Source organism: Nocardia sp. CA-129566, assembly GCF_050956075.1.
In the GTDB taxonomy this organism is placed as follows: Bacteria; Actinomycetota; Actinomycetes; order Mycobacteriales; family Mycobacteriaceae; genus Nocardia.
This window is the reverse complement of sequence record NZ_CP192085.1, coordinates 7,131,830-7,158,637: the sequence shown is the minus strand read 5'-3', so window position 1 is coordinate 7,158,637 and position 26,808 is coordinate 7,131,830. Positions and strand designations below refer to the sequence as shown.

25 protein-coding genes are annotated in these 26,808 nt (G+C 66.1%); 6 read left to right on the top strand and 19 right to left on the bottom strand.

What is annotated here, in order from left to right; all coding sequences use genetic code 11:
• Together ACQP0C_RS31615 and ACQP0C_RS31610 are read right to left on the bottom strand one after the other, a co-directional pair.
• Positions 1-720 carry a MerR family transcriptional regulator gene (locus ACQP0C_RS31615; RefSeq protein WP_433725887.1) on the bottom strand — a complete coding sequence of 240 codons (720 nt, stop codon included), beginning with the start codon at positions 718-720 and terminating at the stop codon, positions 1-3.
• Positions 721-748: 28 nt separating this feature from the next.
• Positions 749-2,176, bottom strand: a complete 1,428-nt coding sequence (locus tag ACQP0C_RS31610) for a serine hydrolase domain-containing protein (RefSeq protein ID WP_433725885.1) — start codon at positions 2,174-2,176, stop codon at positions 749-751.
• 193 nt (positions 2,177-2,369) lie between these two features.
• Between ACQP0C_RS31610 and ACQP0C_RS31605 the strand changes: the two genes are divergently transcribed.
• Positions 2,370-3,068, top strand: a complete 699-nt coding sequence (locus tag ACQP0C_RS31605; protein WP_433725883.1) for an AIM24 family protein — start codon at positions 2,370-2,372, stop codon at positions 3,066-3,068.
• A gap of 71 nt (positions 3,069-3,139) precedes the next feature.
• On the opposite strand, the gene ACQP0C_RS31600 is transcribed toward ACQP0C_RS31605, so the two are convergent.
• On the bottom strand, positions 3,140-4,486 hold the full coding sequence (locus ACQP0C_RS31600) for a family 1 glycosylhydrolase (RefSeq protein WP_433725882.1): 1,347 nt from the start codon (positions 4,484-4,486) through the stop codon (positions 3,140-3,142).
• A 308-nt stretch (positions 4,487-4,794) separates the two neighbouring features.
• Between ACQP0C_RS31600 and ACQP0C_RS31595 the strand changes: the two genes are divergently transcribed.
• Positions 4,795-5,427, top strand: a complete 633-nt coding sequence (locus tag ACQP0C_RS31595; RefSeq protein WP_433725880.1) for a glyoxalase — start codon at positions 4,795-4,797, stop codon at positions 5,425-5,427.
• 35 nt (positions 5,428-5,462) lie between these two features.
• Here ACQP0C_RS31595 and ACQP0C_RS31590 read toward each other — a convergent pair whose 3' ends face one another.
• Positions 5,463-7,121: a bifunctional 3'-5' exonuclease/DNA polymerase gene (locus ACQP0C_RS31590; RefSeq protein WP_433725878.1), complete on the bottom strand. Its 1,659-nt coding sequence runs from the start codon at positions 7,119-7,121 to the stop codon at positions 5,463-5,465.
• 230 nt (positions 7,122-7,351) lie between these two features.
• On the opposite strand from ACQP0C_RS31590, the gene ACQP0C_RS31585 reads away from it, so the two are divergent.
• Together ACQP0C_RS31585 and ACQP0C_RS31580 are read left to right on the top strand one after the other, a co-directional pair.
• Positions 7,352-7,795 (top strand): DUF6294 family protein, encoded by a 444-nt coding sequence (locus tag ACQP0C_RS31585; protein WP_433725876.1) that lies wholly within the window; start codon positions 7,352-7,354, stop codon positions 7,793-7,795.
• 141 nt (positions 7,796-7,936) lie between these two features.
• Positions 7,937-10,816, top strand: coding sequence for a BTAD domain-containing putative transcriptional regulator (locus ACQP0C_RS31580; protein ID WP_433725875.1), 2,880 nt, complete (start codon positions 7,937-7,939; stop codon positions 10,814-10,816).
• Here ACQP0C_RS31580 and ACQP0C_RS31575 read toward each other — a convergent pair.
• The 15 genes from ACQP0C_RS31575 to ACQP0C_RS31505 form a co-directional block, all read right to left on the bottom strand.
• Positions 10,734-11,273 (bottom strand): phage tail protein, encoded by a 540-nt coding sequence (locus ACQP0C_RS31575; protein ID WP_433725873.1) that lies wholly within the window; start codon positions 11,271-11,273, stop codon positions 10,734-10,736. The two genes, ACQP0C_RS31580 and ACQP0C_RS31575, sit on opposite strands and share 83 nt — an antisense overlap.
• Positions 11,270-13,246, bottom strand: a complete 1,977-nt coding sequence (locus ACQP0C_RS31570) for a putative baseplate assembly protein (protein WP_433725871.1) — start codon at positions 13,244-13,246, stop codon at positions 11,270-11,272. The genes ACQP0C_RS31575 and ACQP0C_RS31570 overlap by 4 nt, the downstream gene beginning before the upstream one ends.
• A complete protein-coding gene (locus ACQP0C_RS31565) occupies positions 13,243-13,665 on the bottom strand; it encodes a GPW/gp25 family protein (protein ID WP_433725869.1) in 423 nt (140 codons plus the stop codon). Before ACQP0C_RS31565 ends, ACQP0C_RS31570 begins: the two co-directional genes overlap by 4 nt.
• Before the next feature lie 5 nt (positions 13,666-13,670).
• Positions 13,671-13,952 carry a PAAR domain-containing protein gene (locus ACQP0C_RS31560; RefSeq protein WP_063041004.1) on the bottom strand — a complete coding sequence of 94 codons (282 nt, stop codon included), beginning with the start codon at positions 13,950-13,952 and terminating at the stop codon, positions 13,671-13,673.
• A gap of 22 nt (positions 13,953-13,974) precedes the next feature.
• Positions 13,975-15,804 (bottom strand): VgrG-related protein, encoded by a 1,830-nt coding sequence (locus ACQP0C_RS31555; protein WP_433725867.1) that lies wholly within the window; start codon positions 15,802-15,804, stop codon positions 13,975-13,977.
• Positions 15,805-15,810: 6 nt separating this feature from the next.
• The gene (locus ACQP0C_RS31550) at positions 15,811-16,560 is read right to left on the bottom strand and encodes a LysM peptidoglycan-binding domain-containing protein (RefSeq protein WP_433725865.1); all 750 of its coding nucleotides are present in this window, start codon (positions 16,558-16,560) and stop codon (positions 15,811-15,813) included.
• 1 nt (position 16,561) lies between these two features.
• Complete coding sequence (locus tag ACQP0C_RS31545) at positions 16,562-16,999, bottom strand: phage tail protein (RefSeq protein ID WP_063041010.1); 438 nt, start codon at positions 16,997-16,999, stop codon at positions 16,562-16,564.
• 27 nt (positions 17,000-17,026) lie between these two features.
• Entirely contained in the window at positions 17,027-17,698 is a 672-nt protein-coding gene (locus ACQP0C_RS31540) for a hypothetical protein (RefSeq protein WP_433725863.1), read from the bottom strand.
• Between the two features lie 1,755 nt (positions 17,699-19,453).
• The gene (locus tag ACQP0C_RS31535) at positions 19,454-19,660 is read right to left on the bottom strand and encodes a DUF6760 family protein (protein WP_433725861.1); all 207 of its coding nucleotides are present in this window, start codon (positions 19,658-19,660) and stop codon (positions 19,454-19,456) included.
• Complete coding sequence (locus ACQP0C_RS31530) at positions 19,609-20,055, bottom strand: hypothetical protein (protein ID WP_433725860.1); 447 nt, start codon at positions 20,053-20,055, stop codon at positions 19,609-19,611. The genes ACQP0C_RS31535 and ACQP0C_RS31530 overlap by 52 nt, the downstream gene beginning before the upstream one ends.
• Complete coding sequence (locus ACQP0C_RS31525) at positions 20,055-20,498, bottom strand: phage tail protein (RefSeq protein WP_433725858.1); 444 nt, start codon at positions 20,496-20,498, stop codon at positions 20,055-20,057. The genes ACQP0C_RS31530 and ACQP0C_RS31525 overlap by 1 nt, the downstream gene beginning before the upstream one ends.
• 23 nt (positions 20,499-20,521) lie before the next feature.
• Positions 20,522-22,063: a phage tail sheath family protein gene (locus tag ACQP0C_RS31520; protein WP_433725856.1), complete on the bottom strand. Its 1,542-nt coding sequence runs from the start codon at positions 22,061-22,063 to the stop codon at positions 20,522-20,524.
• A gap of 257 nt (positions 22,064-22,320) precedes the next feature.
• On the bottom strand, positions 22,321-22,824 hold the full coding sequence (locus tag ACQP0C_RS31515; protein ID WP_433725854.1) for a hypothetical protein: 504 nt from the start codon (positions 22,822-22,824) through the stop codon (positions 22,321-22,323).
• Positions 22,825-22,966: 142 nt separating this feature from the next.
• Complete coding sequence (locus ACQP0C_RS31510) at positions 22,967-23,836, bottom strand: helix-turn-helix domain-containing protein (protein WP_433725852.1); 870 nt, start codon at positions 23,834-23,836, stop codon at positions 22,967-22,969.
• Entirely contained in the window at positions 23,833-24,360 is a 528-nt protein-coding gene (locus ACQP0C_RS31505; protein ID WP_433725850.1) for a DUF6879 family protein, read from the bottom strand. The genes ACQP0C_RS31510 and ACQP0C_RS31505 overlap by 4 nt, the downstream gene beginning before the upstream one ends.
• Positions 24,361-24,866: 506 nt before the next feature.
• Between ACQP0C_RS31505 and ACQP0C_RS31500 the strand changes: the two genes are divergently transcribed.
• Together ACQP0C_RS31500 and ACQP0C_RS31495 are read left to right on the top strand one after the other, a co-directional pair.
• Positions 24,867-25,157, top strand: a complete 291-nt coding sequence (locus ACQP0C_RS31500) for a hypothetical protein (RefSeq protein ID WP_433725848.1) — start codon at positions 24,867-24,869, stop codon at positions 25,155-25,157.
• A gap of 686 nt (positions 25,158-25,843) precedes the next feature.
• A complete protein-coding gene (locus ACQP0C_RS31495; RefSeq protein WP_433725846.1) occupies positions 25,844-26,770 on the top strand; it encodes a reverse transcriptase domain-containing protein in 927 nt (308 codons plus the stop codon).
• Positions 26,771-26,808 lie beyond the last annotated feature (38 nt).

Sequence of the window (26,808 nt, the reverse complement as noted above, 5' to 3'; positions counted from 1 at the left end):
CTACTCCTTTATGAGTTGGTTGAGGCGGTCCCAGGCCGGGGAGGTGGCGCCGGGCTGGGACTGGGCGGCCAGCCGGGCGATGCTGGGATTGTGGACCGGGCGGGGTTCGGAGTTGGTTTGGTGGGTGGCGAACCAGGTTCGGGTGCGTTCGGCCAGGGCGGGGAGGCGGGGGTCGGTGGGGGACCAGTTGTAGGCGGCGTCGTAGTCGAGGTAGAGGGCGCGGACTTCGGGGTGGGTTATGAGTTCACGTTTTTCGGCGAGCCAGACCGTGGCGTCTTCGGGGGAGGCTGTTTGCATGAGGATCCAGCCGTCGCGTTCGAGCTGTATGCGGTGTTCGCTGATGCCGAGTTCGCGTAGGTCGTCGAGGTAGTCGGCGACTTCGGGGGAGACGAAAAGGCGGTCGCCGCCGCGCAGTTGGGTGAGGTGTTCGCGGGTTCGCCGCAGCTGCGCTATGCGGTCTTCGAGGTTGTGGTCGATTTCGGCGATGGCGGCGGTGAGCGCGTCCGGGTCGGCATCGAGGAGCTCTTTGATGCGGGCCAGTGGTACGCCCGCATCGGCGAGGGTTCTGATCTTGACGAGGTCGATGGCGTGCTGGGCGGTGTAGCGCCGGTAGCCGGACGAGTCGCGGTCGGGCTCGGCGAGCAGACCGCGCTCGTGATAGTGGCGGATGGTCTTGGTGGTCACTCCGGCGTAGTCCGCGAGCCGGCCGATCGTGATCATGCTGGATATCCTTGCACCGGCGGTTGGATCATTCCGAATGGTCGCGTCGGGTCAGGCGGCCGCCGCCGTTGCGCAAGCGCGCTCGGCCGTCGCGGATGTCGTGATAGGAGACGAGCAGTAGGCGCAGGTATCCGTCGAAGGTCTCCAGTGGGTATCCGGCGGGTGCGAAGAGACCGGGTCGGATCGGCACGTAGCGCTGCGGCGGGGCGGCGGTCGTACCGCCGGCGAACTCGGTGAAGATGTGCCGCTGCGATTCGTCGGCGGGTTCGTAGGTCATCCGTTCCTCGAGCTGGCCGTCGACAATGCTGACGTCGATGCGGAGCTGGTTGGAACGGTAGGTGCCCACATAGGGGGTGAGGTCGACGTCGGGCTCCGATTCGGTTATCAGAGTGGGGATCTGGATGCCGAGGTGCTCGCGCAGCAGCCACTGCAGGATCTGGTCCTGCAGCATGATCGCCCCGGAGGTATTGCCGAAGGCGGTGAAGACCAGGTCGTGTTCGGGCACGACACACAGGATGGACACGCCGCCCGGCGATGCGCCCGACATGGCCAGGACGGTGGTGTCGCCGAACGGATACCGCACCCAGCCCAGGCCCATCGGGGGGACGTTCGGGGTGGCCATATCGTGGGAGACCTGTTGCATCAGCGCGGCCGACTCCGATGACAGGACGCGCGTGCCGGATGGGGAAACGCCGCCCGCGAGGTGGGTGCGCCCGAAGGCGAGCAGGTCGGCGATGGTGCCGATTGGCGTGCCGCCCGCTGGTCCCCAGGTGTCGGGCAGCATGAACATGCGAGTCGGCCTGGCCGCCATGGTTTCCGGGTCCGGGAAGTGGCCGATCGCGGTGCTGCGCAGGATGGCCTGCTCGGCCGAGGTGCTGGAGTCCTTCATGCCGACGGGTGCGTAGATATCGCGCTCGAGCAGATCCGGGAAGGCCAGCCCGGTCACCACTTCGAGCAGACGGCCGGCAACGATCATGCCGCCATTGGAGTAGCTGAGCTGCTCGCCGGGTTCGAACAGGGTGCCGCAGTTGCTCGCGAGTCCGTTGACGTAGGTCCGCAGGGCGTCGCGGCCCTTGGCATCGGGGAAGAACAGATCCGCATCGATGCCATTGGTGTGCGAGATCAGGTGCCGGACCAGGATCTTGTCCGCGCCCGATGCGGTCAGGGCGAATTCGGGAAGGTACTGCACGACCGGAGTCTCGAGGTTCAAGAGCCCGCGCTCGACCTGCCGCAGGACCAGCGTGGTGGTGAGGACCTTGGTGACCGAGCCGAACAGGAATCCGGTGTGCTCGAGCATCGGTGCGCCGGTGGCAAGGTTCGCGGTGCCGTGCGCGATGACGATCTGCTGGTCGGCGTGGTAGACGCCAGCGACGAATCCGGGGATGCTATTGGATTCGCAGTAGGCGGCGGCCTGTTCGCGGATCCGGGCTTCGACGAGATGCAGTGCGTTGTTCATGCGAACCATCGTCGAACCTTGCCCCAGGGGCAAGGTCAAGCCTTAAGCCTCTGTTCATCCGGTACGGCGCCTCGCCGCCATCGGTAGCCCGGTATCCGGGCATGGGCCGACACGGTGGACGTTGAGCGCCTACGCTGGTGGATGTCGTTGTAGTCCAAGGCATCACGATGCCTCGCCGGAACCGGAGCGCCGGGTGGACGCAAGAATTATCGGCACCGTGATGCCGGTCCGCGAGGTTTTGCTCACCCCGGGTGAGGGGCTGGTCGCCGAGGCCGGGCAGTTGTCCTGGATGACCGACTCGATCCGGCTGCACACCTCATCTCGGCTGTCGAGTTCGGGCGGACTCTTGGGGGCGGTCAAACGCGCCGCCGCCGGGGCAGGCTGGTACATGACCGAATACACCGCGTCCAAGTATCCGGGCCGGGTCGCATTCGCGGCGAAACTGCCCGGCCAGATCCTGCCCATCGGACTGGAACCCGGCACCGAGTATCTGGTGCATCGACACGGATTCCTGTGCGGCACCGACGATGTGCGCGTCACGCTGAGCTTTCAACGCCGCCTCGGCGCCGGGATCTTCGGCGGCGCCGGGTTCACCCTGCAGCGCTCGAGCGGCACCGGGCACGCCTGGGTCGAGTTGTCCGGCGAAGTGGTGCAATACACTCTCGCACCCGGTGAAACGCTGCGCGTGCATCCCGGCCACGTCGGAATGTTCGACGCCACTGTGGGATTCGATATCACCCTGCTGCGCGGCATCCGCAATATTCTCTTCGGCGGTGATGGCCTGTTCCTTGCCGCGCTCACCGGCCCCGGACGCGTCTGGCTGCAATCACTGACCATCAGCAACCTCGCGCACGCCCTGACGCCATACCTCTCGCAGCCCAACGCGAACTGACCAGGGGGCGAACCGGAAAACGGATCTCGGGCCCGGTGGCCGCGCCGACAGCCGAGTCCGCAGTGTGCACGTTACGGGTTTGCGACCGGGGTCAGGCAGCTGGCCGGAGGGTCGACGAGCACGCAGATCGCTGGGCCGCGGGTGGGACGATAGTCGGCGGGCAGACCGCCCGCGGCAATGATCTGGGTGTAGGTGCCGACCGCATCGGTCGGGCGGCGAGTGAGAGTCGGGTCGGTGCGCACATCCACGGTGTAGAGGCCGAATCGTGGTGTGTAGCTGCCCCATTCGTAGTTGTCGGTGAGGCTCCAGTAGTTGTAGCCGATGACGTTCATGCCATCGGCAACAGCGCGCTGGATCCAGTAGATGGTGTCGCGAAGGTGATCGCTGCGGGTGTAGCCGTCGGCTCGGGGCATGCCGTTTTCGGTGGCCATACCGTTCTCGACGACGTAGAGCGGTTTGTTCGGAAAACGGCGCGAATAGTACTGCAGCGCATAGTAGATGCCCTCGGTGCGCACCGGCAGCTCCCAGATGCGCTGTCCGGGCAGCTCCGGCATCGCCGATCCGACGGCTCGGGTGATGGAACTCAGCAGCGACTGCACCGGATCGTAGGCGGAGTAGTAATCGACGCCCACGTAGTCGAGCCGGTCCGCGATGCGATCGATCAACCCGCCGTTGACCTGAGCCTCAGAGCCGGCCACATAGCCGACGTTGCTGGTCACCTGGGCGCCGGGCTGGATCCGGTGGATGTAGTCGTAGATGGCGTTGTGGGCCTGTGTGACCCGATCGAGCATCTCGTCCGCATTCGCGGCGCCCCGGCGGGTCTCGTGCACGATGTAGGCGACCGGCTCGTTCACGGTGACCCACAGTGGATTCCGGGATGCATAGCGATCGACGACCGTGCGCATATTGGCCAGCCAATCCCCGACCATGCCCGGGTTGCCCCAGCCGCCGCGGTCGGCGGCCCAACCGGGATAGACCCAGTGGTCCAGCGTGATCATCGGTCGCATCCCGGCCTGCACGATCTTTGCGATCACCGCGTCGTAGAAGCCGAACGCGGCGGCATCCCAGGCGCCCGGCGCGGGCTGCACACGAGCCCATTCGATCCCGATGCGGAACACCTTCACACCCAGCGCGGCCGCCGAGTCGATGTCGGCGGCGTATCGGTCGTAGAAGTCGACCGAATCGTGTAATTCGTCGGCGCCGGAGTTCGCGATGTACCGCGTCCAATTGCTGTCGGGCGCATGGCCTTCGGACTGGAATCCGGAGGACGCGACACCCCAGAGGAAATCCGGGTCCAACACCGGCAGGGCGGTGTTCGACCGGATCGGCGCGATGGCCGAGGAGTGCGTGCACAGCAACAATGTCGACGCGGCGGCGGCGAGCGCGGCCAGGACGTACCGATGGAACCGGGATCGCATCAACTCAGGTTAACTCGATCACCGTCAGCGATGGACAGATCATGAATGTTGGGCGACAAAACCCGGTGCGGCCATCCGTTTGCCTTTGATCCGTTGGGGTTTCGTATCGACGCGTTCGACCGGTCCGTTGTCCTTTGCCGGATGATGGCGCGGGAGAGAGTGATTCGCGCTGTCCCCGCCGACTCGGCCGGGGTCGTCGGTGGTTGCCTGGGGCGCCACGGGGATACGAACAGCGCCGTCGAGGGACAGATGAAAGCGATCAGGAATCGAGAAGCGCTGGCTATCGGGCGGAAAATAACGTTACTGCCATGAACATCACCATTGAACAGGCCGCTATCGAATCCGTCATCCTCGAGGCGCCCGACGCCGCGGCCGCCGCGGCTTTCTACGCCGCCGCATTCGGTCTCGGCGACAGGCTGCAGATGCGCAGTTCCGAGACGCCGACCAGCGGCTTTCGGGGCTTCATCCTGTCGCTCGTGGTATCGCAGCCGAGTACCGTCGACAGCCTCATCGGTACCGCTGTCGAGGCGGGTGCGACGACACTGAAGCAGGCCAAGAAGAGCTTCTGGGGGTATGGCGGCGTCGTGCAGGCTCCGGACGGGGCGATTTGGAAGATCGCGACGTCGGCCAAGAAGGACACCGGTCCGGCCACCCGCGAGATCGACGATTTCGTGGTCCTGCTCGGGGTCGACAATGTCAAGGCGACCAAGCAGTTCTACGTCGATCGCGGATTGACCGTTGCGAAGAGTTTCGGCAGCAAGTATGTCGAGTTCGATGCGGCGCCGTCGTCGGTCAAGTTGGCGCTGTACGGGCGGCGGGCCGCTGCCAAGGATGCGGGCGTTCCCGCGGAGGGCACCGGGGCGCACCGGATCGTCATCGGCGGTGGTATCGGGCCCTGCACCGACCCGGACGGGTTCGCATGGGAGGTCGCACCGGCCTGAGGCCGGTCGGGCGGGGAACGATTGCGCGCGCATCCTCACTTGGCGTCCCAATAGCACTGCACCACCGCTGTCGTGAACGGGAACCGCACCGGTGTCGGCCCGAAGGCGATTCGGCCCGCGTTCTGCGCTGCGGTTGCGATCATTTCGGCGACCGTCGCGGCTTCCTCGGCCGGGCAGTGCACGATTACCTCGTCGTGTTGGAAGAAGACCAGTTCGGCGCGGAGCCCGGCGCGAGTCATCGCATGACGCACACCCGCCAGTAGCAGCAGGGCCCAGTCGGCGGCGCTGCCCTGCACCACGAAATTACGGGTGAAGCGACCGCGGGCGCGCGTTGCGGAGGTGTTGCCATACTCGCCGAGCTGCTCCTCCTCGTGGGATGGGTCGGGCGATGCGACGGAGGCCGGCGGGCAGGTGCGCCCCAGCCAGGTACGCACCAGGCGGCCCTCCTCGCCGGCGCGAGCCGCGTCGTCGACATACGCCATCGCGGCCGGATAGCGTCGGCGGAGTTCGGCCATGTGGGTGCGGGCATCGCCGGAGGTCTGGCCGTAAATGGCGCCGAGCAGGGCGATTTTGGCCTGGGCGCGGTCGCCGCCGAAGACACTCTCCGCCAGCGCCGCATACAGGTCTTCGTCGCGACCGGCCACCTGCATCAATCCCGGGTCGCGGGAGATCGCGGCGAGTACTCGCGGTTCCATTTGGTCGGCGTCGGCGACTACCAGACGCCATCCCGGGTCCGCGCGTATCGCCTGGCGGATCACTTTGGGGATCTGCAGGGCGCCGCCGCCGTTGGTGGTCCAGCGGCCGGAAACCGTTGCGCCGGGCAGGTATTCGGGACGAAAGCGGCCGCCGTGTACCCACTGCTCGAGCCAGGACCAACCGTGGGCGGTGTACAAGCGGTACAGCGATTTGTAGGCGAGCAATGGCGCTACCGCGGGGTGATCGATCTGCTGGAGCTCCCATTTTCGGGTGGAGGACAATGAGATTCCGGTGCGGGCGAAGGCTCGAATGATGTCGTTGGGCAGGTCCGGCCGGACCCGCACACCTGCCCCGAAGGCGTGCGACACTTCGTCGGCCAACTCCGCCATCCGGCGCGGCTCCAGCCCGCCGGGAAAGCGTTCACCCAGTAGCTTGTCCAGCAACTCGCGATGGACGTCGGCGCGCCAGGGTATCCCGGCTCGGGACATCTCGGTGGCAACCAGCATGCCCGCCGATTCGGCGGCGAGCAGCAGCCGCATGCGTTCCGGATTTTCGGTCTTCGCCGTACGCGCCAGCTGGTCCGCGTAGACCTCGAGTAGGGCGTCGAACTCGTCCGTGCCGGGTGGCAGCGGTACCGGGCCGGAATCGAATAGTGACGGCTGGGTCTGCGCGGCGCGTGCGGGCGCATCCGGTGGGACGGGCAGGTTGTGCAGTCGCGCCCAGGCGGCCGCCAGCGAGTGGGCCTGGCCCGACTGGCCCTGCTCATGGCCGATCAGCAGAGCCTCCGCGGCCTGCACGTCGTAGCAGCGCTCGACCGGCACGCCGACCCCGAGCAACGGTCGATAGATCTCGGCCGTGGATCGCCAGACCCAGCGCTCGACTTCGGGGCGCGTGCGTACGGCCTCGGCCAGTGATGGCTCGTGTAGCACTGGTCCGGCGGGTCGACCGTCCTGATCGAGCGGACACAGACGGGCACCTCCGTCGTCTGTTTCCGTCACCGCCCATCGCACGTCCCCGAGTCTTGCATCGGCATCCGACATCCACCTCGAACCGACTCGGCAATCCCTCGGTCATCCTGTGTCGACGTCGATACGAAGCGCCGTGGACCCGAGGGCAGTGTGCATCGAAGTCCTTTGCGGTGCAACGCAATCGGCGTACCGACGGATGAGTAGGGGATTGAGTAGTTCGGTCGATGTCGAGGGTGCTGCCCGGCTCGTACCTTTTCGGCATGACTAATTCTCAGCGGGTGATCAGAGCAGTTTTCGCAGTGGTGATCGCGGCGGCCGTGCCCATGGGGTTCGCTGGATCGGCGCAGGCGGAGGAGTCGTTCACGTGGGAGTGGAAGCACGATCGGCACGCCGGAGACTGCACTATGTTCGCCGGAGCCAAGTGGACGTTGAACGATAAAGGGAAGGCCGAATTCGAGGCTGTCGTGACGAGCGGGAGCAATTTCGACGCCTGGCTGATGTGGGTGCAACTGCGGGACGAGCAGGGCAATGTGCTGGGGTGGATGCGCAACGCCGATCGGTTCCTGCCGGATCCGGGGGACCGCCGCAAGTTCGTGATGGGCCTGGACGATAAATCCCAGCGATACGTGTGGACCGCGCACGGCGAGTTCGACAGCGTGCTGTGGCCGAAGGTCAGCCAACTGCATCTCGACGATCGTTGCTGACCCATTCGACCACGGCACCGGGCGCAGGTAGATCCCCATCGATTCGCCTGGCAAATTGGCGTAGTCCATTACCCGTGTCCGCGTGCTCGACTCGGCGCAAACTCGGAGATAACACCGCGGCTGGCTGGGAGGAGGTGCCGCGTGCTCGACTCTGCTGCCACGGCATTGCCCGGGGGTCCTGGACTGCAGCGGCCCCGGTTGCTGCGCCGGATGGCGAACGCCGACGTCACGGTGGTCATTGCGCCAGCGGGTTCCGGTAAGACGCACCTGCTCCAGCAGTACGCCGCGGTCGGTGGTGAGCCGGTGGCCTGGTGTCGGGCCGATCCGGACGATGTCGACGCCGATCGCTTCCTGCGGCGGCTGCGAGCGGCGGCGGACAACGACCCGCGAACCCTGATCGTGGATGATTTCCACTTCGTCGTCGGCGGACCGGCCGAGTCGGCTTTCGAGCGGTTCGCATTGTCCGGCTCGCAACGCGTGCGCGTCGTGCTCGGCTCCCGGGTCCGTCCCAGCATCAATCTGATGCGCGCCGAAATCGGCCGGGTGACAGTTCTTTCCGGGGATGATCTGCGGTTCCGCTCCTGGGAGGTCGAGGAGCTGTTCGCGGATGTCTACGGCCGTCGCCTGCCGCCGGACGAGGCGGCGGCGCTGTCGCGGTTCACCGACGGCTGGGCGGCGGGGCTGCACCTGTTCCACCTCGGCACGCAGACGCTCGGCGCGGGTGCCCGGCGCGCGGCGATCCGCGCGCTGAGTGGTAGAGCGCGCTATCTACAGGGCTATCTCGCCCGCACCGTACTCGGTGAGCTGCCCGCCGAATTATGTGAATTCTTGCGGCGCACCCATGTTTTCGAGACGCTGACCGCCGAGCGCTGCGACCGCCTGCTCGGTCGAAGCGATTCCGCGGCGCTACTGGCCGAGCTGGAGCGGCGCCAGGCGCTGACCAGTTCGGACGATGACGGTCACAGTTTCCGCTACCACGAGGTGCTGCGTCAGCATCTGGCGTCGGCGCTGCGCGAGGAACTCGGCGCGGCCGAGGCGACCCGCTGGTGCCGGAAGGCCGCGACCCAACTCGAGGACGAGCACGCGTATCCGGAGGCGGCGCGGCTGTTCGCGCGCGCGGAACACTGGACCGAGGTGGTCAGGCTGCTGAATACCTATGGGGGACGGGTGGTCGGCGATCCGCAGAGCCCGGTGTGGTGTGCGGGGCTGCCGACATCGGTGGTCGAGCAGGATCCGTGGCTGTCGCTGGCGACCGCGCGTCGGGAGGTGGCGGCCGGAAGTCTGCGGCGGGGGTCGCAGCGGTATCGGCATGCCGAGCGGTTGTTCTCCGAGCCCGAGCTGCGTGCAGCGGCGGCACGGGAACGGCGGCTCGTCGATATCTGGCTGGCCGCCGCGCCCCAGGCCGAACTGCACTGGCTCGATCGGATTCGTGCGGCGTCGATGCGTCGTCCACTGGACTATGTCGACTATGACATCGGTTGTGCCGGTGATGCTTTCGCGCAGATCTGCGCGCTTGTGCTGGCCGGTCATGTGCGCCGGGCCGATCAGCGCGCCCAACTGTCGGTCGGCGACGCGGCGGACCCGATACTCGAGCTGTGGACGCAGTTCGTCGGCATGCTCGCGGCCATGGTCTGCGGTGAGAACATCGGCACGCGGATCGAGCAGCTGGCGGCCGAAGCCGAATGCCTCGGCGCGACCGTCGTGATGCGGCAGTGCCGTGTGTTGTCGCAGCTCGGCGCTGCTGCCAAGGTCATTGCGGAATGCGATGCCGCGGGCGATCAATGGGGAGCCGTGCTGGCGGCCGCGGTGGCCGCGTATGGGGCGCTGGTGGCGGGCGAGTCGTCCATGCCGCTGTGGCAGGCGGTTGCCGAACGGTGCGCCCGGCTGCGGGCCGATACGCCGAAGGCGTGGGCGCTGGCGTTCGAGGCATTGGCGGCCGCGGCCGAAGGCGCGGGTGCTGCCGAAAGCAAGGCGATCCGCGCCGAGGCATTCGCCCGGACGACCGGCGTCCCCGGTGCCCGCGCCATCGCCCTGCTCGCCAATGCCGCCCGGACCGATAATGTCGCCGCCACCCCATTCGCCGCCGCCCCATTCGCCGCCGCCCGCGCACTCGCCGCAGAGATCGGGATGCCGCTACCGCAGACACTCGTCGACCGCGTCAGCGATGCGGAGCCACCGACGAACCCTCCTGTGGTGCTGCCGATTTCGGACGGTGCGGTGCTGCGATTGCGCTGTCTGGGCACCTTCGTCATCGAGGTCGACGGCACCGAATTGGATCCGCGGACGCTGCGGCCACGGGCGGCAGCGACTCTGCGATATCTGTCGATGCGGGCCGGGCGGTGGGTGCATCGCGACGACCTGGCCGCGGCACTGTGGCCGGATCTTCCCGCGACGCAGGCACGGCAGAGCCTGCAGGTGAGCGTGTCGGCGGTGCGGGGCTTTCTCGAGCCCGGCACCGGCCGCGGCAAGTGGACGCTGCTGATGCGGCGGGACGAGACGTATTCGCTGGTCCTGCAGGGTCGTAGCGCCGCCGATGTGGTCACCTTCGAGACATCGCTCGAGACCGCCCGATGCGCACTGCAGGTCGGCGACGAGGACCGGGCATACAGTGCGCTCACGACGGCGCTGGCCGAATACCGCGGCGAACTCCTTCCTGCCGATGGGGCCGCCGAATGGGTGGTGGCCGAACGCGATCGACTTCGAACGCAGGCGTCCCTGGCCGGTGTCACCCTCGCCGAATTCGAATTGGGTCGCGGTCGGGCTGGCGCCGCGATCGATGCGCTGCGACACAGCCTCGGCATAGACCCCTATCTGGATCGCGCCTGGCGCCTGCTGATTTCGGCCTATCAGCGCGCGGACGATCTGGCCGCCGCGGAGCGCGCTCGCCGCGATTACGCCAAGATGCTCGCCGAATTGGGCGTCCACACCACGAATTCGGTCACCGTCCTTGCCGGGCCAGCTCGAACGGGATATGCGCCGGGCACATCGCCTCGACCGCGCGTGCGATCCGCTGCCGGGTGACCGTATCCCAGCGGTCGGCGGGTACCAGCACGACCAGGCGCGGCACCGGCTCACCCGGTGCGGTCGTATCGGGAGTGCGCGACCACCGCGCGCCACCGCTTTCCACCACCTCCACCTCGCAGTCGCAGACCCTGCGGATGTGCTCCCGCAACGCCGCGACACCGCCGCGGCGGGCGTGCAGGCCGACCGCGGCCGCGACAACGGCACGCAACCGATTCGGCGGCCACTGTTCATCGGTATCGGCATCGACCCAGCCCGCCAGCCAGCCGAGGAAGTCGGCGGGGGCGAGCGCGGGATCGATATAGGTGTAGAGGGCGTCGAGAGTGATGAAGACCGGGGCGAGGACATCGTCCATTCCGGCCGTCCACCGCTGGACGAACGGATCGTCCAGGTAGATGCCGGGCAGGAATTCGCCGAGCGGATGCGCCGACGGCAGTCCGGCGACGGTGCCTCTCATGACGTCACCTTGATCTGATGCTCGAAGGAGTACACCAACCCGTTGGGCGGCAAGGCGATTCGCTGAGTGGCCTCACCGCGCGTTCCATTGATCGGATCGGCGGGATAGAGCCGCAGGTCGTCGATCTGCTCGACGCCCTCGACTGCCTGCAGTACCGCGTACAGCTCGCCGGCCTGCACCGCTCTGCCGAGCGGCCAGCCCTGGCCGCTCGGGCCCGCTGTCACCGGGTGCAGATAGCTGTTGAGCGCTCGGATCGCACCGGCACGGACCCGGCCCGGATCGCTGGTCGCGCGGGCGCGCACCGCGCAGACCACGGTCACCCCGCGGTAGCGCGGCGGTTCGACGACCAGGCGGGCGCCGATCATCCGCCGTTCGTCCAGATACGAGACGACGCGCTGGAGCAGCTCATCGGAGGGCTGCAGCCGCTCGAACGGCACCGTCGCCGCCTCGTCGCTATCGATCTCCGGAACGATCAACACCCGAACCACCGCCGCGTCCTGACCTGTGCCCGCAAGGCAATGGGCGCGCGCGACGCGCGGTGAGGAAGCTAATGCGAGTAATTCGTAATCCCTTGTGGTGACGGCACGTTCGCGGGTGCGCAGCATCATCGGCGCGCGCAGTTTCGCATTCTCGACCGTCTCACCGTCCACACCGCCGGTGCCGGGTCGCCGGTTCTCGATGCGTGTCACGTAGGGCAGCGAGCTGCGCAGTGACCGGACGGCGCCGCGCGCCACATTGCCGCGACGTCCGCCGCCGGTCCGATAGACCGGCACCCGGATCGGTGCGCCCTTCGGCGGCACCGCACCATATCGGGTGATCGAGCCGTCCGGCTGGCGCACGGCGGGGCCGAAGACGATGGTGCCCGCGGCGGCGTCGAGGGTGAAGTGCCGGTCATCGGGTCGGCTCTCGCCGAAGTGTTCGACCCTGGTCCACCGTTGCCAACCATCGCCCGCGGCGACTTCGACGACGATATCCTCTTCGGGTTCGGCGACGACCGGGCGGTGCTCGAGCGGAAACTCCTGTGCCGCAACGCCTTCGGACATGCCGATGATCTCGTCGCGCACGACCTCGGCGTAGCGGGCATCGACCGTGCCGCCGATGGTGAAGGCGGAGGCGGCGAATACCCGCGGTGCGGCGGTGTACGGCGGCTGGCCGGGCCGTACCGGCACCACCCGGCAGCGCAGCCAGCCCGCCGTGCGCCGCTGAATCGGTGATGCCCGATGCGTGGGTGGCACATGCAGGACGATATCGCCGGGACGGTTGAGCCCGCCGGTCCCGTCGCGTTCGAGTTCGCAGCCGACCCAGTGGCGTCCGTCCCAGGCCTCCCACAGCAGCGGCGGTTGCCGCGGATCGACGCCGACACCCTCGACGCGGCAGTCGAATCGCAGGACAACCGCGCAGGAGGGCACCGGATTGGACAGGCCGAGGTACATCCTGTCGTCGGGGACGGGAGTGGGGGAGAAGCAGGCGAATTGCGCACCGGTGGTCAGCTCGTCGGTGCGGTCGAGCACCGGCCCGTCGGCTCCCCCGGTCGCGATCGCGGTCAGCGTGCACGGCACGATCGGCAGGTCGCGGCTGGTCGCGAAGACGACGGGTTCGATCGGCTCGCTGCGCCATTGGTCGGGTCTGCTGATGTTCTCGCGGTCGGTGGCGGTCTGCGTGCCGATGGGTACCAGCACGACCTCCTCGCGCGGTGCCGACAGCCAGAAGGTGACCGCGACGGTGGCGGCCGCCGGTGGGAACAGCCGGATCCCGAGCAACTCCAGAAACTTCAGATAGAGCCGGTCCGGCACCCGATTGAGCCGGTAGAGCAGTTGGTCGACCACCATGGCGTAGGTTTCCAGCAGGGTGACACCGGGATCGGAGACATTGTGATCGCTCCACTCCGGACAATGCTGCTGGACATAGCGTTTCGCGTCGTCCACCAGTGCCTGGAAGCTTCGGTCGTCGAGGTTGGGTGCGGGCAGCGTCATGACGCACCTTCCGACTGTTCGGCGTGCTGTGGGATGACATAGAACGGGAATACGAGGTTGCGCGGGTCGTTGCGGCCTCGGATGCTGTACCGGATATCGATGTAGAGCGTTCCGCTGTCCACATCGTCGAAGCGCACCTGCACGGTATCGATGTCGATGCGCGGCTCCCAGCGTTCCAATGCGGCCCGCACCTCGTAGACGATCTGCCCGGCGGTCGCGGCATCGGCCGGTGCGAAGGCGAATTCATGGATGGCGCAACCGAATTCGGGGCGCATCGGACGTTCGCCCGGTGCGGTGCCCAGGATCAGGCGGATGCTCTCCTTGATCTCCTGGTCCGCGCCGACCAGTGCGATGGCGCCGGTGTAGTCGGTCCGCATGGGGAAGAATGCCCATCCGGCGCCGATGAACTGTTCGGACATGGCGCTCATCCTCCGATCAGGACGGTCGGGCAGCCCATGGCGATCGGCGCGCCACACGCCGACAGATCGCCGACGCGGGCGGCGGGCATCCCGCCGATCAAAACCGTCGGGCAGCCGGGACCCGCGATCGCCGATGGTGGGTGCACGGCCGGTGGCGGAAATGAGCAGATATGCGGTGTGCCGACGGTGGCCGCGGGCATCCCGCCGATCAGCACCGTTGGCACACCGGGCGGTCCGATCACACCGGGATGCGCGGTCGGATCCGCGACGCGAGCGGCGGGTGGCATATCGACCACGTCCCTTCCGTCCTCAGTTGATCCGGACCATGGCCGCGCGCACGGTCGCGGTCGCTCCGGCGGTCAATTCCGCGGTGGCACTGCCGTTTACCGATACCGTCGCGCCCCGTACCTCGACCCCCGACGTGCTGGAGACCTTTACCGCACCGCCACCACCGTCGAGGGTGATCCCGGACTTCGCCCCGAGTGAAATGTCATTGCCGGTGAGTTTCAGTGTTCCGGTGCCCGCGTCGATCGTGACCCCCTTGCGGGCCGTGACGGTGACGGTTCCGTCGCTGTGCACGGTGATCGTCGTCTGCTGCTGGTCCAGGTCGAGCGTGAGTTTCTGATCGCCGGTCGCCACATGGACGCCCTGTGCGCCCGCCGACTGCTCACGGAATTCGACGCGGTGGCCGGTGCGGGAGACGATCGAGCGCCGGTTCACCGCGCCGCTGGTGCGGTCCACCAGATCGCCCGCACCGGACGGGGGTGTGTCGACGCCGTTGTACAGGCCGCCGATGACGTACGGACGTCGAAAGTCCCCGTGCTCGAAGGCGACGAGCACTTCGTCGCCGACCTCGGGCAGCAACAGCGCCCCGCGTTCGTGGCCCGCCCCATGCTGCACGGTCCGGGCCCACACGCTGACGAACCCTTCGGCCAGCCATGGAAAAGTGACTCGGACCCGGGCCATATTCGCCGGATCGTTGTTATCGCTGACCTGTCCGATCACCACGCCGGTGAAGGCCCCGCGCGTCGGATTCTGTGCCGCACCACTGACCAGCCCGGCGAGTGTGCGATCGCGACGGCCGCTGACAATGACGCTGGTCGTATATCCGGTCTCCGGATCGAAGGTGTGCCGGGACGCGGTCACGGTGTACTTGCCCTCGAACGGTTTACCGGCATTGGCCAGCGCGACGGCAGTCCCCGCGCGCACCTTCGGGTTGCCGCGCAGTACCGCCTCCAACTCCGTGAATCCACTCGCGACCTGTTCGGCCAATGCCTTGCAGGCGACGTCGACCTCGCCCTGGGTGCCATACGGTGCCTGCGCGCCAACAAGATTCGGTGCCTTGAACAGCTGCGCGAGCTCGTCCGGCCGCACGCCGTTCTCGGCCGTCACGGTTTTTGCCGGGGCCTCGGCGACGACGGCTCGCTTGCGCGTCACATCCCAGCCGCGCACCTGAACATTCGGCACTTGGTCGGCCGAGGTGACAATGGCCCGCAGCCGCAGGACATTCCGGCCCAGCTCCAAGACCAGCGGCTCCTCGGTCGCCTTGGCCTGGGTCCGCGGCGCGGTGCCGGCGGTGGTGGGTTTGCCGAAGTCGAGTTTGCCATCGGTGACCGCCACCTCGACGCCGGTATCGGCCGCGAGCTGGCGCAATAGCTCCCAGTCGCTGACATTGCCCTGCGAAATCTGTTCCAGGACTGGGCCACCCGCGTCGATCTTGCCGATACCGACACCGGCATTGCCCGCGATCCGGCGCGCGACATCCGCGGCCGACATGTGCTCGAAGCCGGTGACCCGGCGTCCCCGCTGCAGCCGATGCGATTTGTCGAGCCCGCGCACCGTGGTGAAGGTGCCGGTGCCGTCGAACTCCTTCTCGATCGCAGTGACCTCGGCCGAGAGCAGCGGCACCGGGGTGTTCGCCTCATTGGAGGCGACGCCGAGTTCGACCGGCGCGCCGATCGTGATATTCGCCTTCTCCAGCACAATGTTCTGCGGGTCGCGGAAGCGCAGTATGAAAAGATCTGGTGCGCTGCGATTGTCATCGACAATGCCCTGGGCGAGCAGTGCCGTGATTTCGGCGGGCAGTGGCGTTCCGGCGATGCGCACGAGGAGTTGGTTGGTGAAGTCCTTGGCGGGCATGGTCGACTACCCCAACTCTTCGGCGGCCGGGATGAGTAAGGCCGTGCCTGGCCGCAGCCGCATCGGATCATCGATATCGTTGGCCGCGGCGATGGCGCGCCAGCGGGCCGGATCGCCGTATTCGCGCCAGGCGATCGACGCGAGGGTATCGCCCGCGATGACGGTGTGCACCGTGCGTGCCGTCAGGGCGCCCGAGGTCGGATTCTGTTTGGGCTGATCGGCGGCGATCTCCTCGATGGTGACCGTCGCGGTGCCGCGAATCGGCAGGCCACCGGCGGTGAACAGGGTGTATTTCACGGCCACCGAACTCACATACGCCGTGAATCCGGTCAGCCCGCCCCAGTGGAAGATCACCCACGGCGGGCTCGACTTCTTCTTGTCGTGGCTCTCATCGGTCGGCACGCAGCAGGCGAACAGCCGCTCGACGGTATCGACCACCTTGGTGTCCTGCTGTGGGCCCGCGTCGAGAAACATTTCGAGAGTGAGTTTCGCGGGGTCGGCGCCCTTGAATTCGGGTACGCCGCTCTTCTTATTGCCCTTCTGCGCATCGCGATTCCACTTGGCGGACTTGGTGACCGACAATTCCTTGGGATTGAACTGGAAGTCGATCTGACCGCGTCGCGGGCCCGGTTGCAATGAACCCTTTTCCACCGGCGGGTCGCGCAACTCGAGAAATGCGTGCTGCAATTTCGGTCTGCCGCTACCGGATCGGGGATCACCGGTGCTGCTGGCCGCGAACGCGATGGGCGCGGGCATATCAGGCCTTTCCCGGTTCGACGAAGCCGTGGTGGGTGATCTCGATGGTCTCCACGGCGACCTTCGGTGATTCGGCGTTGAGCGAGGGACCGGTCCAGCGGACCGGCATCACGCCGAGCAGACCCCACTGCGCCACCACGGTGCCGTCGGCGGTCATGGCCCGGATCTGTCCCGTCTTCGCGCGCACACCCGTTGCGACACTGCCGAACCAGGCGGCGACCTTCGCGGTATCCGGGGTGACCGGGCGGCTCAGTTTGATGGTGGAGAACTTGATTCGGGTCGGCAGCTGCCAGACGTAGCCGTTATTGCCGCCCTCCTCGCGCTGTTCCATCACCACTTCGCAGCCGAGGCCCTCGCAGCTGTTGAACGCGCCGAGGCTCATATTGTCGATCGTCACGACGAAGCAGACGCTGACCGCGGGGTCGAGATCGGTTGGCATGACGGGTCTCCTCGGGTGTCAGCGGGTTCAGAGGGTGAGGTCGAGAGCCGTGCCCGCGCGCTCTCGGTCGAGGCGCAGTTCGGCCTTGAGTTTGCGGACGATCGGCTCGTACAGGCGGCCGACGAGAGCGTCGATATCGGTTGGCGAGGTTCCGGTTGGCGTGGCTGTCTCGTGGGTGGGAGTCGAGCCTGCGGACATGGAACCTGTCGATGCGTTGCTCGGTGGCTCAGCGGTGGGGGGTAGCAGGGACACGGTGGGTTCGGTGGTCTTCGGCGGTTCGGTGGTGGCGTCCTGCACGGATGCGGCGGCGGTCAGGGGTGGTGTCGACGCCGTTCGGTGCACTGTTCGCTGCAGTTGCATCACGGACCACACCGGCGCTTCCGGGACAGCACTCGGCATCGACCCCGGCGAGATACTGGGGAGTGTCGCGGGCGGACCACCGGCGGTAGCAGGCGCGTCGAACGGACCGGCCTCGGACGCGGTTGTGGTCGTGCGGCGAGAGAAAACGGTCGGGCTGCCGATATCGATGATGCGCTGAAGGCCGCGCGTCGTGTGTGACGGCTCCAGCGCGCCGGGACGCGGGCGAGATGCGCTGGTGCACGGTCCCGATGCGGGTGCGTTCGTCGCGGACAGGCGTTGTGCCATGGCCGGGGCGCCGACGGCGGTACTCGCACCTGCTACCGGCTGCCATTCCGCCATGCGCTGCACCATCGTGGGCAGGGCGAGCGTGCCGACTGTTCCGACAACGTGGGGGGTGGTTGTGCTCGAGGGTTCGGTGGGAGTGGGCTCCGACGCGGGGATCAGTAGAAGCGGAGCCGATGGGGTTGGCGAGTTCGTCTCGAACTTCGCTGAGCCGCCCCAGTATTCGGGGGCGACCGACTCGGTTGCGGTCCGCTGAACCGAGGTCCCGGCGCGGGGTGCGAGTGGATCTGCCGAAGGCGCAACCGGATGCCGAGTCTGGCGTTGCAGGGCGCGGGTCGCCAGTAATGGTGTGATGAAGGACGGTGACGTGGTGGATGTAACCGATTGGGCCGCACTTGATTCAAACCCGACCGTCGCGTCGGATCGCAAGCCGGACGCGAGGTGGGACTCATCCTGAGGTGTAGGCCCTTTGGCGGGTTCGGATGCGGTTCCAGGGCTTGTGTCGGGCCGGTCGGCGGACTCCCAAGCGGTGCCATGGCGTGTGGCTGCCGCAGACCATTCGGCGGACTCCGATACGGCTTGCGGGCGCGTGGTGGTCGTAGGCCATGGGGAGGGCTCGGGGGCGGCTTCAGGTCGCGGGGCGGAGCGAGGAGGTGCAGCGGGTGCTGGCATCGGGTGGCCCACCGAGATCGCCGGATCAGTTGTTCCGATGGTCGGTACCGATTGTCCGGACTCGCTTGGCGGCCCGACGATTTCGGCGAGATCGTCGCCAGCATCCGCGCGCTGGATCGTTGTCGACTCGGAGGCACCCGCGGCATCGGGCATCGTCGGCGGCAGGTCCGTCGCGGTTCGCGCGTCGGCGAATGGTTCGACTGCGCGATGGCTCGAATTCTGGGTGTCGCCGACGTGGCCGCGCTGGACAGCGGGCATTTCGGCAGGCGGCAAATATGCCCGGGCAGAATCGCTTTCGCCGGTGGACCGTTGGATGAAGGGAGCCGCTGGCGTCCAGTGCGCGGGTCCGTTGGCTTCCGGCAGAGGAGCGCCGAGTCCGAAGCGTCGCGGACGCGAGGCCGACTTCGAGGACGAGCGCTGTACCGGCATCGAGATCGAGCGCTGTACCGGCGATGACTCGGGACGCGGTGTCACCTGCGTGTGCTCAGGCGGCCGCATGTAGTCGGTCGCGGTGGGGACCGCTGGCCCATCACCGTCCGAAGTCGGCGGCAGCGACTCCGGCGATTCCGAATCATGTTGCGCCACTGACGTATCAGTGTCGGCAGTCCGATACTCCTGCGGTACGGCAGTGGCGGCCGGTGACTCCGACGTCGATGATGTCGCAGGCACAGCGGGAACCGACCGAATCTCCGGTTCGAACATCGGCCCGGCCGATACCAACTCGTTCGAAGGCTGCTCGATGCGGGCCACGGTCAGCGGATCTGCCGAGCCGGACGGTGTCGTAATGACGCGCTGCACCGGTTCGGGGGCCGCGAACTCGCGCCGCACCGGTTCAGAAGCCGCACGGTCCTGGTCCGAGTGGCGCTGCACCGCAACGGGATTGCGATCGAGACCGACCACAAGTCCGGACGGTGCCTGCGGGCTGACCGCATGCACCATCGGTCCCCGAAAGGATGGATCCTGGTGCGACACCAGTCCGTCCGCGAATCGGACCGGGCCGGTGACCAACGGTGGCGCGGCAACAACCCGCTGCACGGGCGGCATCGTCCGCCAATCACTCGGCCGCACAATAGGTTCCGGCTCACGCATCGGCTCGGCGCGCCGCCAGGGCAATAACCGTTCCCACCACCCCATCGCTGATCACCTCCCTCGGATTCGGCTATTGATGCGGTCGATCTCATCGGCGAAGCGGCGCCGATCCGGATGCTCCAGGTCGAGTATTTCGGCCAGCGGCCAATGGAAGTGGTAGGCGACGTACGAGATCTCCTGGAGCAGTGGGTCGACCCCGTACGTCGCTATTCCCCCACGCGGCTGCCCGCGAGGTCGATGGTGAATTCGTGCGCGCACTCCGGACAGGTGACCGCGGCCCGACTGTGTCCCTCGGCATTGATCCGCTGGTACAGATCCTGGAGGAAGGCCAGGTCGGAGGCGAACAGATCCTCGACAATGCCCGCGTGGATATCGGTGAGTGTGCCGAGCCGGGTGATCACCCGCGCGATCAGCACCACCGACAGATATGCGGGATTCTCCCGGACCCGATCGTCGCGCAGCGGCACCAATTCATCACGCGCGGTGGCCAATCGCATGGTGCCCGTGCGATGCACAGTCCCCGACGGATCCAGATAGCCGCGGGGCAGGACGAACGGGAATTCGGTGCGCATTGCCGGCTCCGGCGCGGACTCGGCCCGCGCGTCCACCGCCACCGCGCCGAGCCGCTCGACCCCACTGTGCACGCGCCGCATTACTCGACCTCGAGATTCTCGTAGGTAATGACCAATTTCTCGGTGAGCACGCTGGTATCGCCCGCCTTCAGCGAACCGATCTCGAGCGACTTCGGCCAGGCATTGGTCAGCTTGTAGCGCTTCAAGGCCTGACCCTCGTAGTCGTAGACGATGATCGCCCCGCCCTTGCGCGCGGCGCCCATTTTGCCGAATCGCGAATCCTTGACCCACTTTTCGAAGCTGTTGTCACCGGTGAGACCGCGCGTCAGGGTGACTTCACCGGCCTTGTACCGGCCGGGCAGCTTCTTGATGACGTACTTGCCGTCGGCGGTGTTCTGTTTGAGTTCGATGACGTCCTGTTCGAGTTTGAGGCCCGACACTTCCGAAATCTGTTTGATCACAACACCATCGATCTCCAATCCGAAGGAATGGCCGACCGACGTGTCGAGGTCTGGGAGCGCCATGGTGTCCTACTTTCTGTGGGTGGTCATTCGTTGACGAGGCTGGTGCCGCCGGAGATCTGCGCCAGGCGGAAGACGACGAATTCGGCGGGTTTGACCGGGGCGACACCGATTTCGCAGACCACCTGGCCCACATCGATCGCCTCGGCCGGATTGGTTTCGCGGTCGCATTTGACGTAGAACGCCTCGTCGGGTGTGAGACCGAACAGCGCACCCTTACGCCATTCGTTCACCAGGAAGGCGCTGATGGTGCGCCGGATACGCGCCCACAGCGCATCGTCATTGGGTTCGAATACCACCCACTGGGTGCCGTTCAGAATGGATTCCTCCATATAGTTGAACAGCCGCCGGACATTCAGGTACCGCCAGGCCGGATCCGAGGACAGCGTGCGCGCACCCCAAACCCGGATTCCGCGACCAGGGAATGTGCGAATGCAGTTGATGCCCAGTGGATTCAGCAGATCGTGTTCGGGCTTGGTGAGCTGTACACCGAGGGTCAGTGCGCCGCGGACGACCTCATTGGCCGGGGCCTTGTGCACACCCCTCGATTCGTCATTGCGCGCCCAGATCCCGGCGATATGGCCGCTGGGCGGAACGAAGCGACCGGTGCCCGCCGACGGATCGAAGACCTTGACCCATGGGTAGTACAGTGCCGCGTATTTCGAGTCGTACCCCGCCTTTTCGACGCGCCACTCCTTGACCTGTTGCGGACCGAGCGCGGGCGGCGGATCCAGGATCGCCACCCGATCACCCATCAGCTCACAGTGCGCGATCATGGCGAGCTGCACGGCCTGCACCGACTCGAGATCGATCGCGCCCCGCTCATAGGCGCTCATGAGATCGGGCACCGCGACCATCGTCACCTCATCGATCGCCGCCAGCCCGGAGAAGCCGGTCCGATCGCCGACATCACCGACGTAGTCCTCGGCGCAGACTCGATCCGGCGTCGGCGCGGGCGCCGGTGGCATCACGAGGGTCACGCTGCCGAAATCCGGACGGGCCAGTGCGCCACTGGAACTCAGTTCCTCGATCGTGATGAGCTTCGACTGTGCGCGCACGGCCGTCACCACATTGTCCTTACCGCGTTTGGTGGTGACCGGTCCGATGGTTTCCTCGACCTTCGCGCCGCGCTTGACCAGGATCGTGAACTGATCCTCCGGCGCGCCATCACCCGCCGCCGCGACCTCGACGCTGATATCGGGTTTCAGATCGCCGGGATCCAGGGCCGCGACCCGATACCCGCCGAGTTCTGCCTGACGCACATCAGCGGGAAGCTCCTTGTTTCCCTTGCCATTTCCGTTGCCGTCCACGCCGACCCGGATCACATAGCAGGCGCCACCCCCATTGGCGAAGAACCCGTACACCGCGTGCGCCAGATAGCTTCCATCGACGAAATCGCCGAACTGCTGACTGAACTGGCTCCAGTTGGTGATGAACGTCGGCTCGTTGAACGGCCCGCGCTCGGCGAACCCGACGAAGGCCGCCACCGCCGTACCGACCCCTTCGATCGGTCGCGACCCGGCCTCCACCTCCTCGACATACACGCCAGGCGACAGATAGGTGGGCATTGGGCCTCCTCGCTTCGGGGTGAACTATTCCCACCTAGCGTCGTACGACCGTCGCTTCCGCAGTACGCCCACGCGGCGAGCCGATGGGGAACGGCGGATTGCCCGATCGGGCAGTCAGATGCGGAGGCTCCTGTACGTCGATGGCCCGGCCGCCGCTGGAGTTGCAGGATCACTGGATACCGCCATACGCGTTGCGTCCCAGGGTGACTTGTCATGAGGCCGCAGGTAGTCAGCCTGGGAAAGGGGACCGTTCGCGGTCAGAGCCTTTGGGGCTCGTAATTGCCGTAGATGCCCCAGTCTTCGCCGCGCAGGTATGCCTGGTGTTGTGCGTCGGCTCGCGCAGCTGTTTCCTTGGCCACGTCGGCTTGTTTGTGCCGTCGCCACTTGATCAACAAATATGTGCACCACCCAGCGACGAGCAGGCCGAACAGCCCGGAGGGCGGATTCACCGCGATGTTGGCGATGAACGCGACGATACCGCTGGCTACACCGAGCCACGCCGCGCGCTTCGGGTACTGCTTCGCCAAGTTGATGAGTTGCTGCACGAAGACCGGCTGTGAGTCTGGTTTCAGCCACCAAATCAGCAGGCACAGCCACGGCGCGATGAGGAACAGCAGGATCCAGGCGCCGACGCGTTGGCGACCAGCTCGAGGTTGTTGACGTGGTCCGGGGTGGTGATCAACTGTGCGGCGGGGACTGCCCTTCCACGACTCTCCGATCGAGACATGACCGGCACCAACACTGTATTCGTGGGTGGACACCCGGACTCTCATGCCGCTTACGTGTCCATTGAGACCGACCCTCGCCATACAGGATGAGTCGCTCGAGAGCCTTGCTTTGTTGCAGTTCTCTGACTGCTTTGCCCTCCTTCCTACTTGCGCCCTTTCAGCGAGCTCGGTCCAGTCAAGGGCGCTCCGGCCCTTGACTGGACCGAGTGGAGCTGCGCCGTCGCTCCAGCGCGGCGGCGATCAGGGCGCGGGCTTGGTCGCCGTAGACTGCTTGTTGGTGGAGTCCGGCCCAAGCCTTCTCGTAGTACGAGAGTTCCGATGGTGTCGTGACCGTCAGTTCCGCGCTGATCGTCTCAACCAACGCCATGCGCGCGTCATAGATAACGAACCCGGTTGTCGTGTACAGGAATCTGTATCCGATCGGCACGATGCCGAGTATTAAGCGCGGATTGCCGAATCCGACGTCGAGCAAGTGCTGTAACTGGCTGGTCTGCACATTCTCATCGCCCACCTGCATGTACATCACTGGCTCATGAATCAGCATCGAGAACGTCGTGTTCCCCTCACACAACGCCTTCTGCCGTTCCAACCGCGCGGCGACCGCATCGTCCAGGTCGTCACGGGTGCCGAGGAAATCGATGCAGGTCGACAGAATCGCCCGCGCGTACGCCTCGGTCTGCACGAGCCCCGACATGACTACCGGAGAGTAGATGCGAACCGAGTGGGCGCGTGCGTCCAGCTCGACGCCGCGGCGTTGGCGGCGCGCATGACCGACCGCCGCTAACCGCTTCCACTCCGCCCACTGTGCCTGCACGTTGCGCAGGGATGCGATGAGATCCGGTAACGCTAGTTCGGCGTCGCAGAGCCGACACCATACTTCGAGATCGGCCTCGGATGGCTGGCGTTCGCCACGTTCGAGACGGCTGGTCTTGGACCAGTGCCAGCCTGCGGCCTCGGAAAGTTGCCGACCATTGAGCCCGGCGTCCTTGCGTAATTCGCGTAGTCGGGCGCCAAGGGCTTGCCGGGCTCGGTCGACCGAAGTCACTTGCTCACGTACTCCTCAAAGCGGGTTGCCGCCACCCACATCCGGTCACGAATCGACCGTGCATGAGCAACGATTTTCGGGTCGTCGGTCAGTGCCGATCCGACCCAATATTCGTTGTCATCGAACAGACTGAACGCAACTCGATCATCATCGAGTACCCAGAAGTCCTCGGACGCCGCGGCCTCTGGATCCGCAGCATGGCGCGCCAGATAGCGAATGTCCTCACCTGCGGCAGTGTTGTGTTTCGCCAGTGCCAGTAGATATCTGGTATAGAGGGTGTGCGGTTCGCTCACGATACGAACGCGCTGGACGGCGACGCCACGGCCCGTTGTGGAGCGAATGAGGTTGGACCAGTTGGCGAACCACTCTCCGCCCACGTCGGTTGTTTCGTCGGCACGAAAGCGGCTGAGCGATTCGGTTTCGCTCGCCGAGGCGTAGTCGTCGCGGGTCTCCAGATGGAACGCGCGAGATTTGACGGTGGCGAACAGGTCCGGGAACGCGGCGTTACCGGGGATCAGCCGCATCCGGGTACACCTCCTCGCGCACAGGGACCTCAACGGCGGTTTCGTGTCCGGGGATCGCCATGGCTGCTAGCACCTGAGGGTCGGTAACCGGGTCGCCGTTCAACCAGAAGGTACCTCGACCTGTATCGATGAGTCCGGTCAGACATGTCCCTGGCTCGGTCCATTGCAGTAGACGGTGAGGTATCTCGATGCGGTCCGGGGCTTCGGTCTTCCATCCCTGGACAAGAAGCGTGCGGCGATCGGTGCCGTAGAGGCGAGGTGAACCACCTTCGCCGGTCGGACCACCCAGAAGGCGAATGTCCATTGTGATCAGCTTTCGTTGACAAGTGGTGTCGAGCTACCTGTTGATAGTCGCACCTAACCTGTTGAAATACAGCAGAATCGGCACTCTTTGGCACTTTCATTGCTTGCGAAATGACCGGACTCTAACGTCCGAGGTGGGCGCTCGGGGCTGGTGCTGGTCGTCCTGGTCCTGAGTTGCCTCACCATCGACGACGGAGGGTGAGATGGCGCTCACTGAGACACAGGCCAAAGTGTTGGCCGCGCTGGCGATTCTGGACCCTGCGCGAGCGCTGACCGTGCGCGAACTGTGCGGGCACGCTGGCCGTGCCGAGGCTGCCACGCGTGCAGCGCTGCAAGGGCTCGCCGATTCCGGTCTCGCCCATGGTTCCCGCACGGTCCCGGTCGGGTGGCGGATCACCGATCGCGGGCGGTCGGTGATCAACGCACGGCCATACCGAGAATTCCTGCCGCGCAACAGCATTGCCACCGTGAGCACGAACGAGGCAAGCCGGTGAGGGCAACACCTACCGCGATCGGTTACCTGCGTAAGGATGTCTCGGGCGTCTCCCAGGAGTGGGATGAGATCCAGGTGCGCCGTGAGGCGCTGTTATCCATATTGGAGGTGCGATGACTCCGAAGTGATTGTGTCGCAGCATGATCGCTGTAGCTGAGGGCAGTCTGATCCGGGAGACGCCGGGGAGGATGGGAGCAGCCCTGACAACGCCGGGAGGTGTCAGCACTGCCGAATGGTGCCGGTCCGGCAAGCGTGGGACAAAGGTGGACGCAAGGAACCAGTGTGTTAAGCCCCTCAAGCGTCCCGTCAGCTCGAAACTCGGTGGATCTGGGCTGAATTGCGGTGCGCACCGTCGCTGGCGAATCGTTTGCGGCGGGAACTCCTGTGGCCGGCGTTTGGGTGTCGGCAGGGAGGTCACGGTGAAGGTCTGCGGCGTAGCCGTGACGATGCCGCAGGGGCATAGCTGGCCACCTCCTGTCCCGAATGGATAGCAGTGAACACGGGAACCACCCCGTTACGCCCGTGAACGGTCACGGCCAGTGATCGGTTACGGGCAGGCTCGTCGTCGGCAGAGGGAGCGTGGGTGGGGCGGAGGGGTCGTAGTAGTCCGAGGCCGGGAAAGCCGGTCACATGGCGAAGGACCCCAGTGGATGTCGCGGTGAGGAGCCGTAATGGACGGAGGCACTTGTGAATACGGGTGAGTCGTGGCCGGACTTCGACGAAGCCTGGTCTCGGGTACGTCGGATGCAGTCCAAGCTGCACTGGTGGTCGACCCGTGAGGCGGGTCGGCTGTTCGATGACCTGCACAACCTTGTGTATGACCCTGCGTTTCTGGTGCATGCCTGGGAAAGGGTTCACGGCAACAAGGGTGGACGAACAGCGGGTGTCGACGGGGTAGTTCCCCGCTCGATCCCGAAGGAGTCGATCGTATTGCTGTCGCAGCTGCGGACCTCGCTGAAGGAACGGACATTTCATCCGAACCTGGTGCGGGAGAAGCTGATCCCGAAACCGGGCAGTCCCACCAAGAAGCGCAGGCTGGGGATACCGACAACAGCGGACCGGATAGTACAGGCGTCGCTGAAGTTGGTGCTCGAGCCGATCTTCGAAGCCGATTTCCAGCCCAGCTCCTACGGGTTCCGGCCGAGAAGACGTGCTCAGGACGCGATCGCCGAGATTCACATGCTCGGCACCCATGGCTATCAGTGGGTGTTCGAGGCCGATATCGAGGCATGCTTCGACCGGATCGACCACACCGCTCTAGTGGATCGAATGCGTCACCGGATCGCGGACAAACGCGTTGTGGCCCTGGTCAAGTCTTTCCTCAAAGCGGGAATCCTGTCCGAGGACGGAATCGACCGGGACCCCCAGATGGGAACACCGCAGGGCGGGATCCTCTCGCCGCTGCTGGCCAATATCGCACTCTCGGTCCTCGACGACCACTTTCAACATAAGTGGGACGCCGCTGGCGGTGGAGTGCGATATCCAGAATCGCGGCGGGCGGCCCTGCGCAGGAAAGGATTCGCGACATACCGTCTCGTCCGTTACGCCGACTTATGCCGACGTCGGCATAAGTCGGCTTATGGGGACCGGTGGGTTATGCCGACCGTGGCGTGAGGGTGCTGGATAGGCGAGGTGGTGGGGCTGGTTGGTCG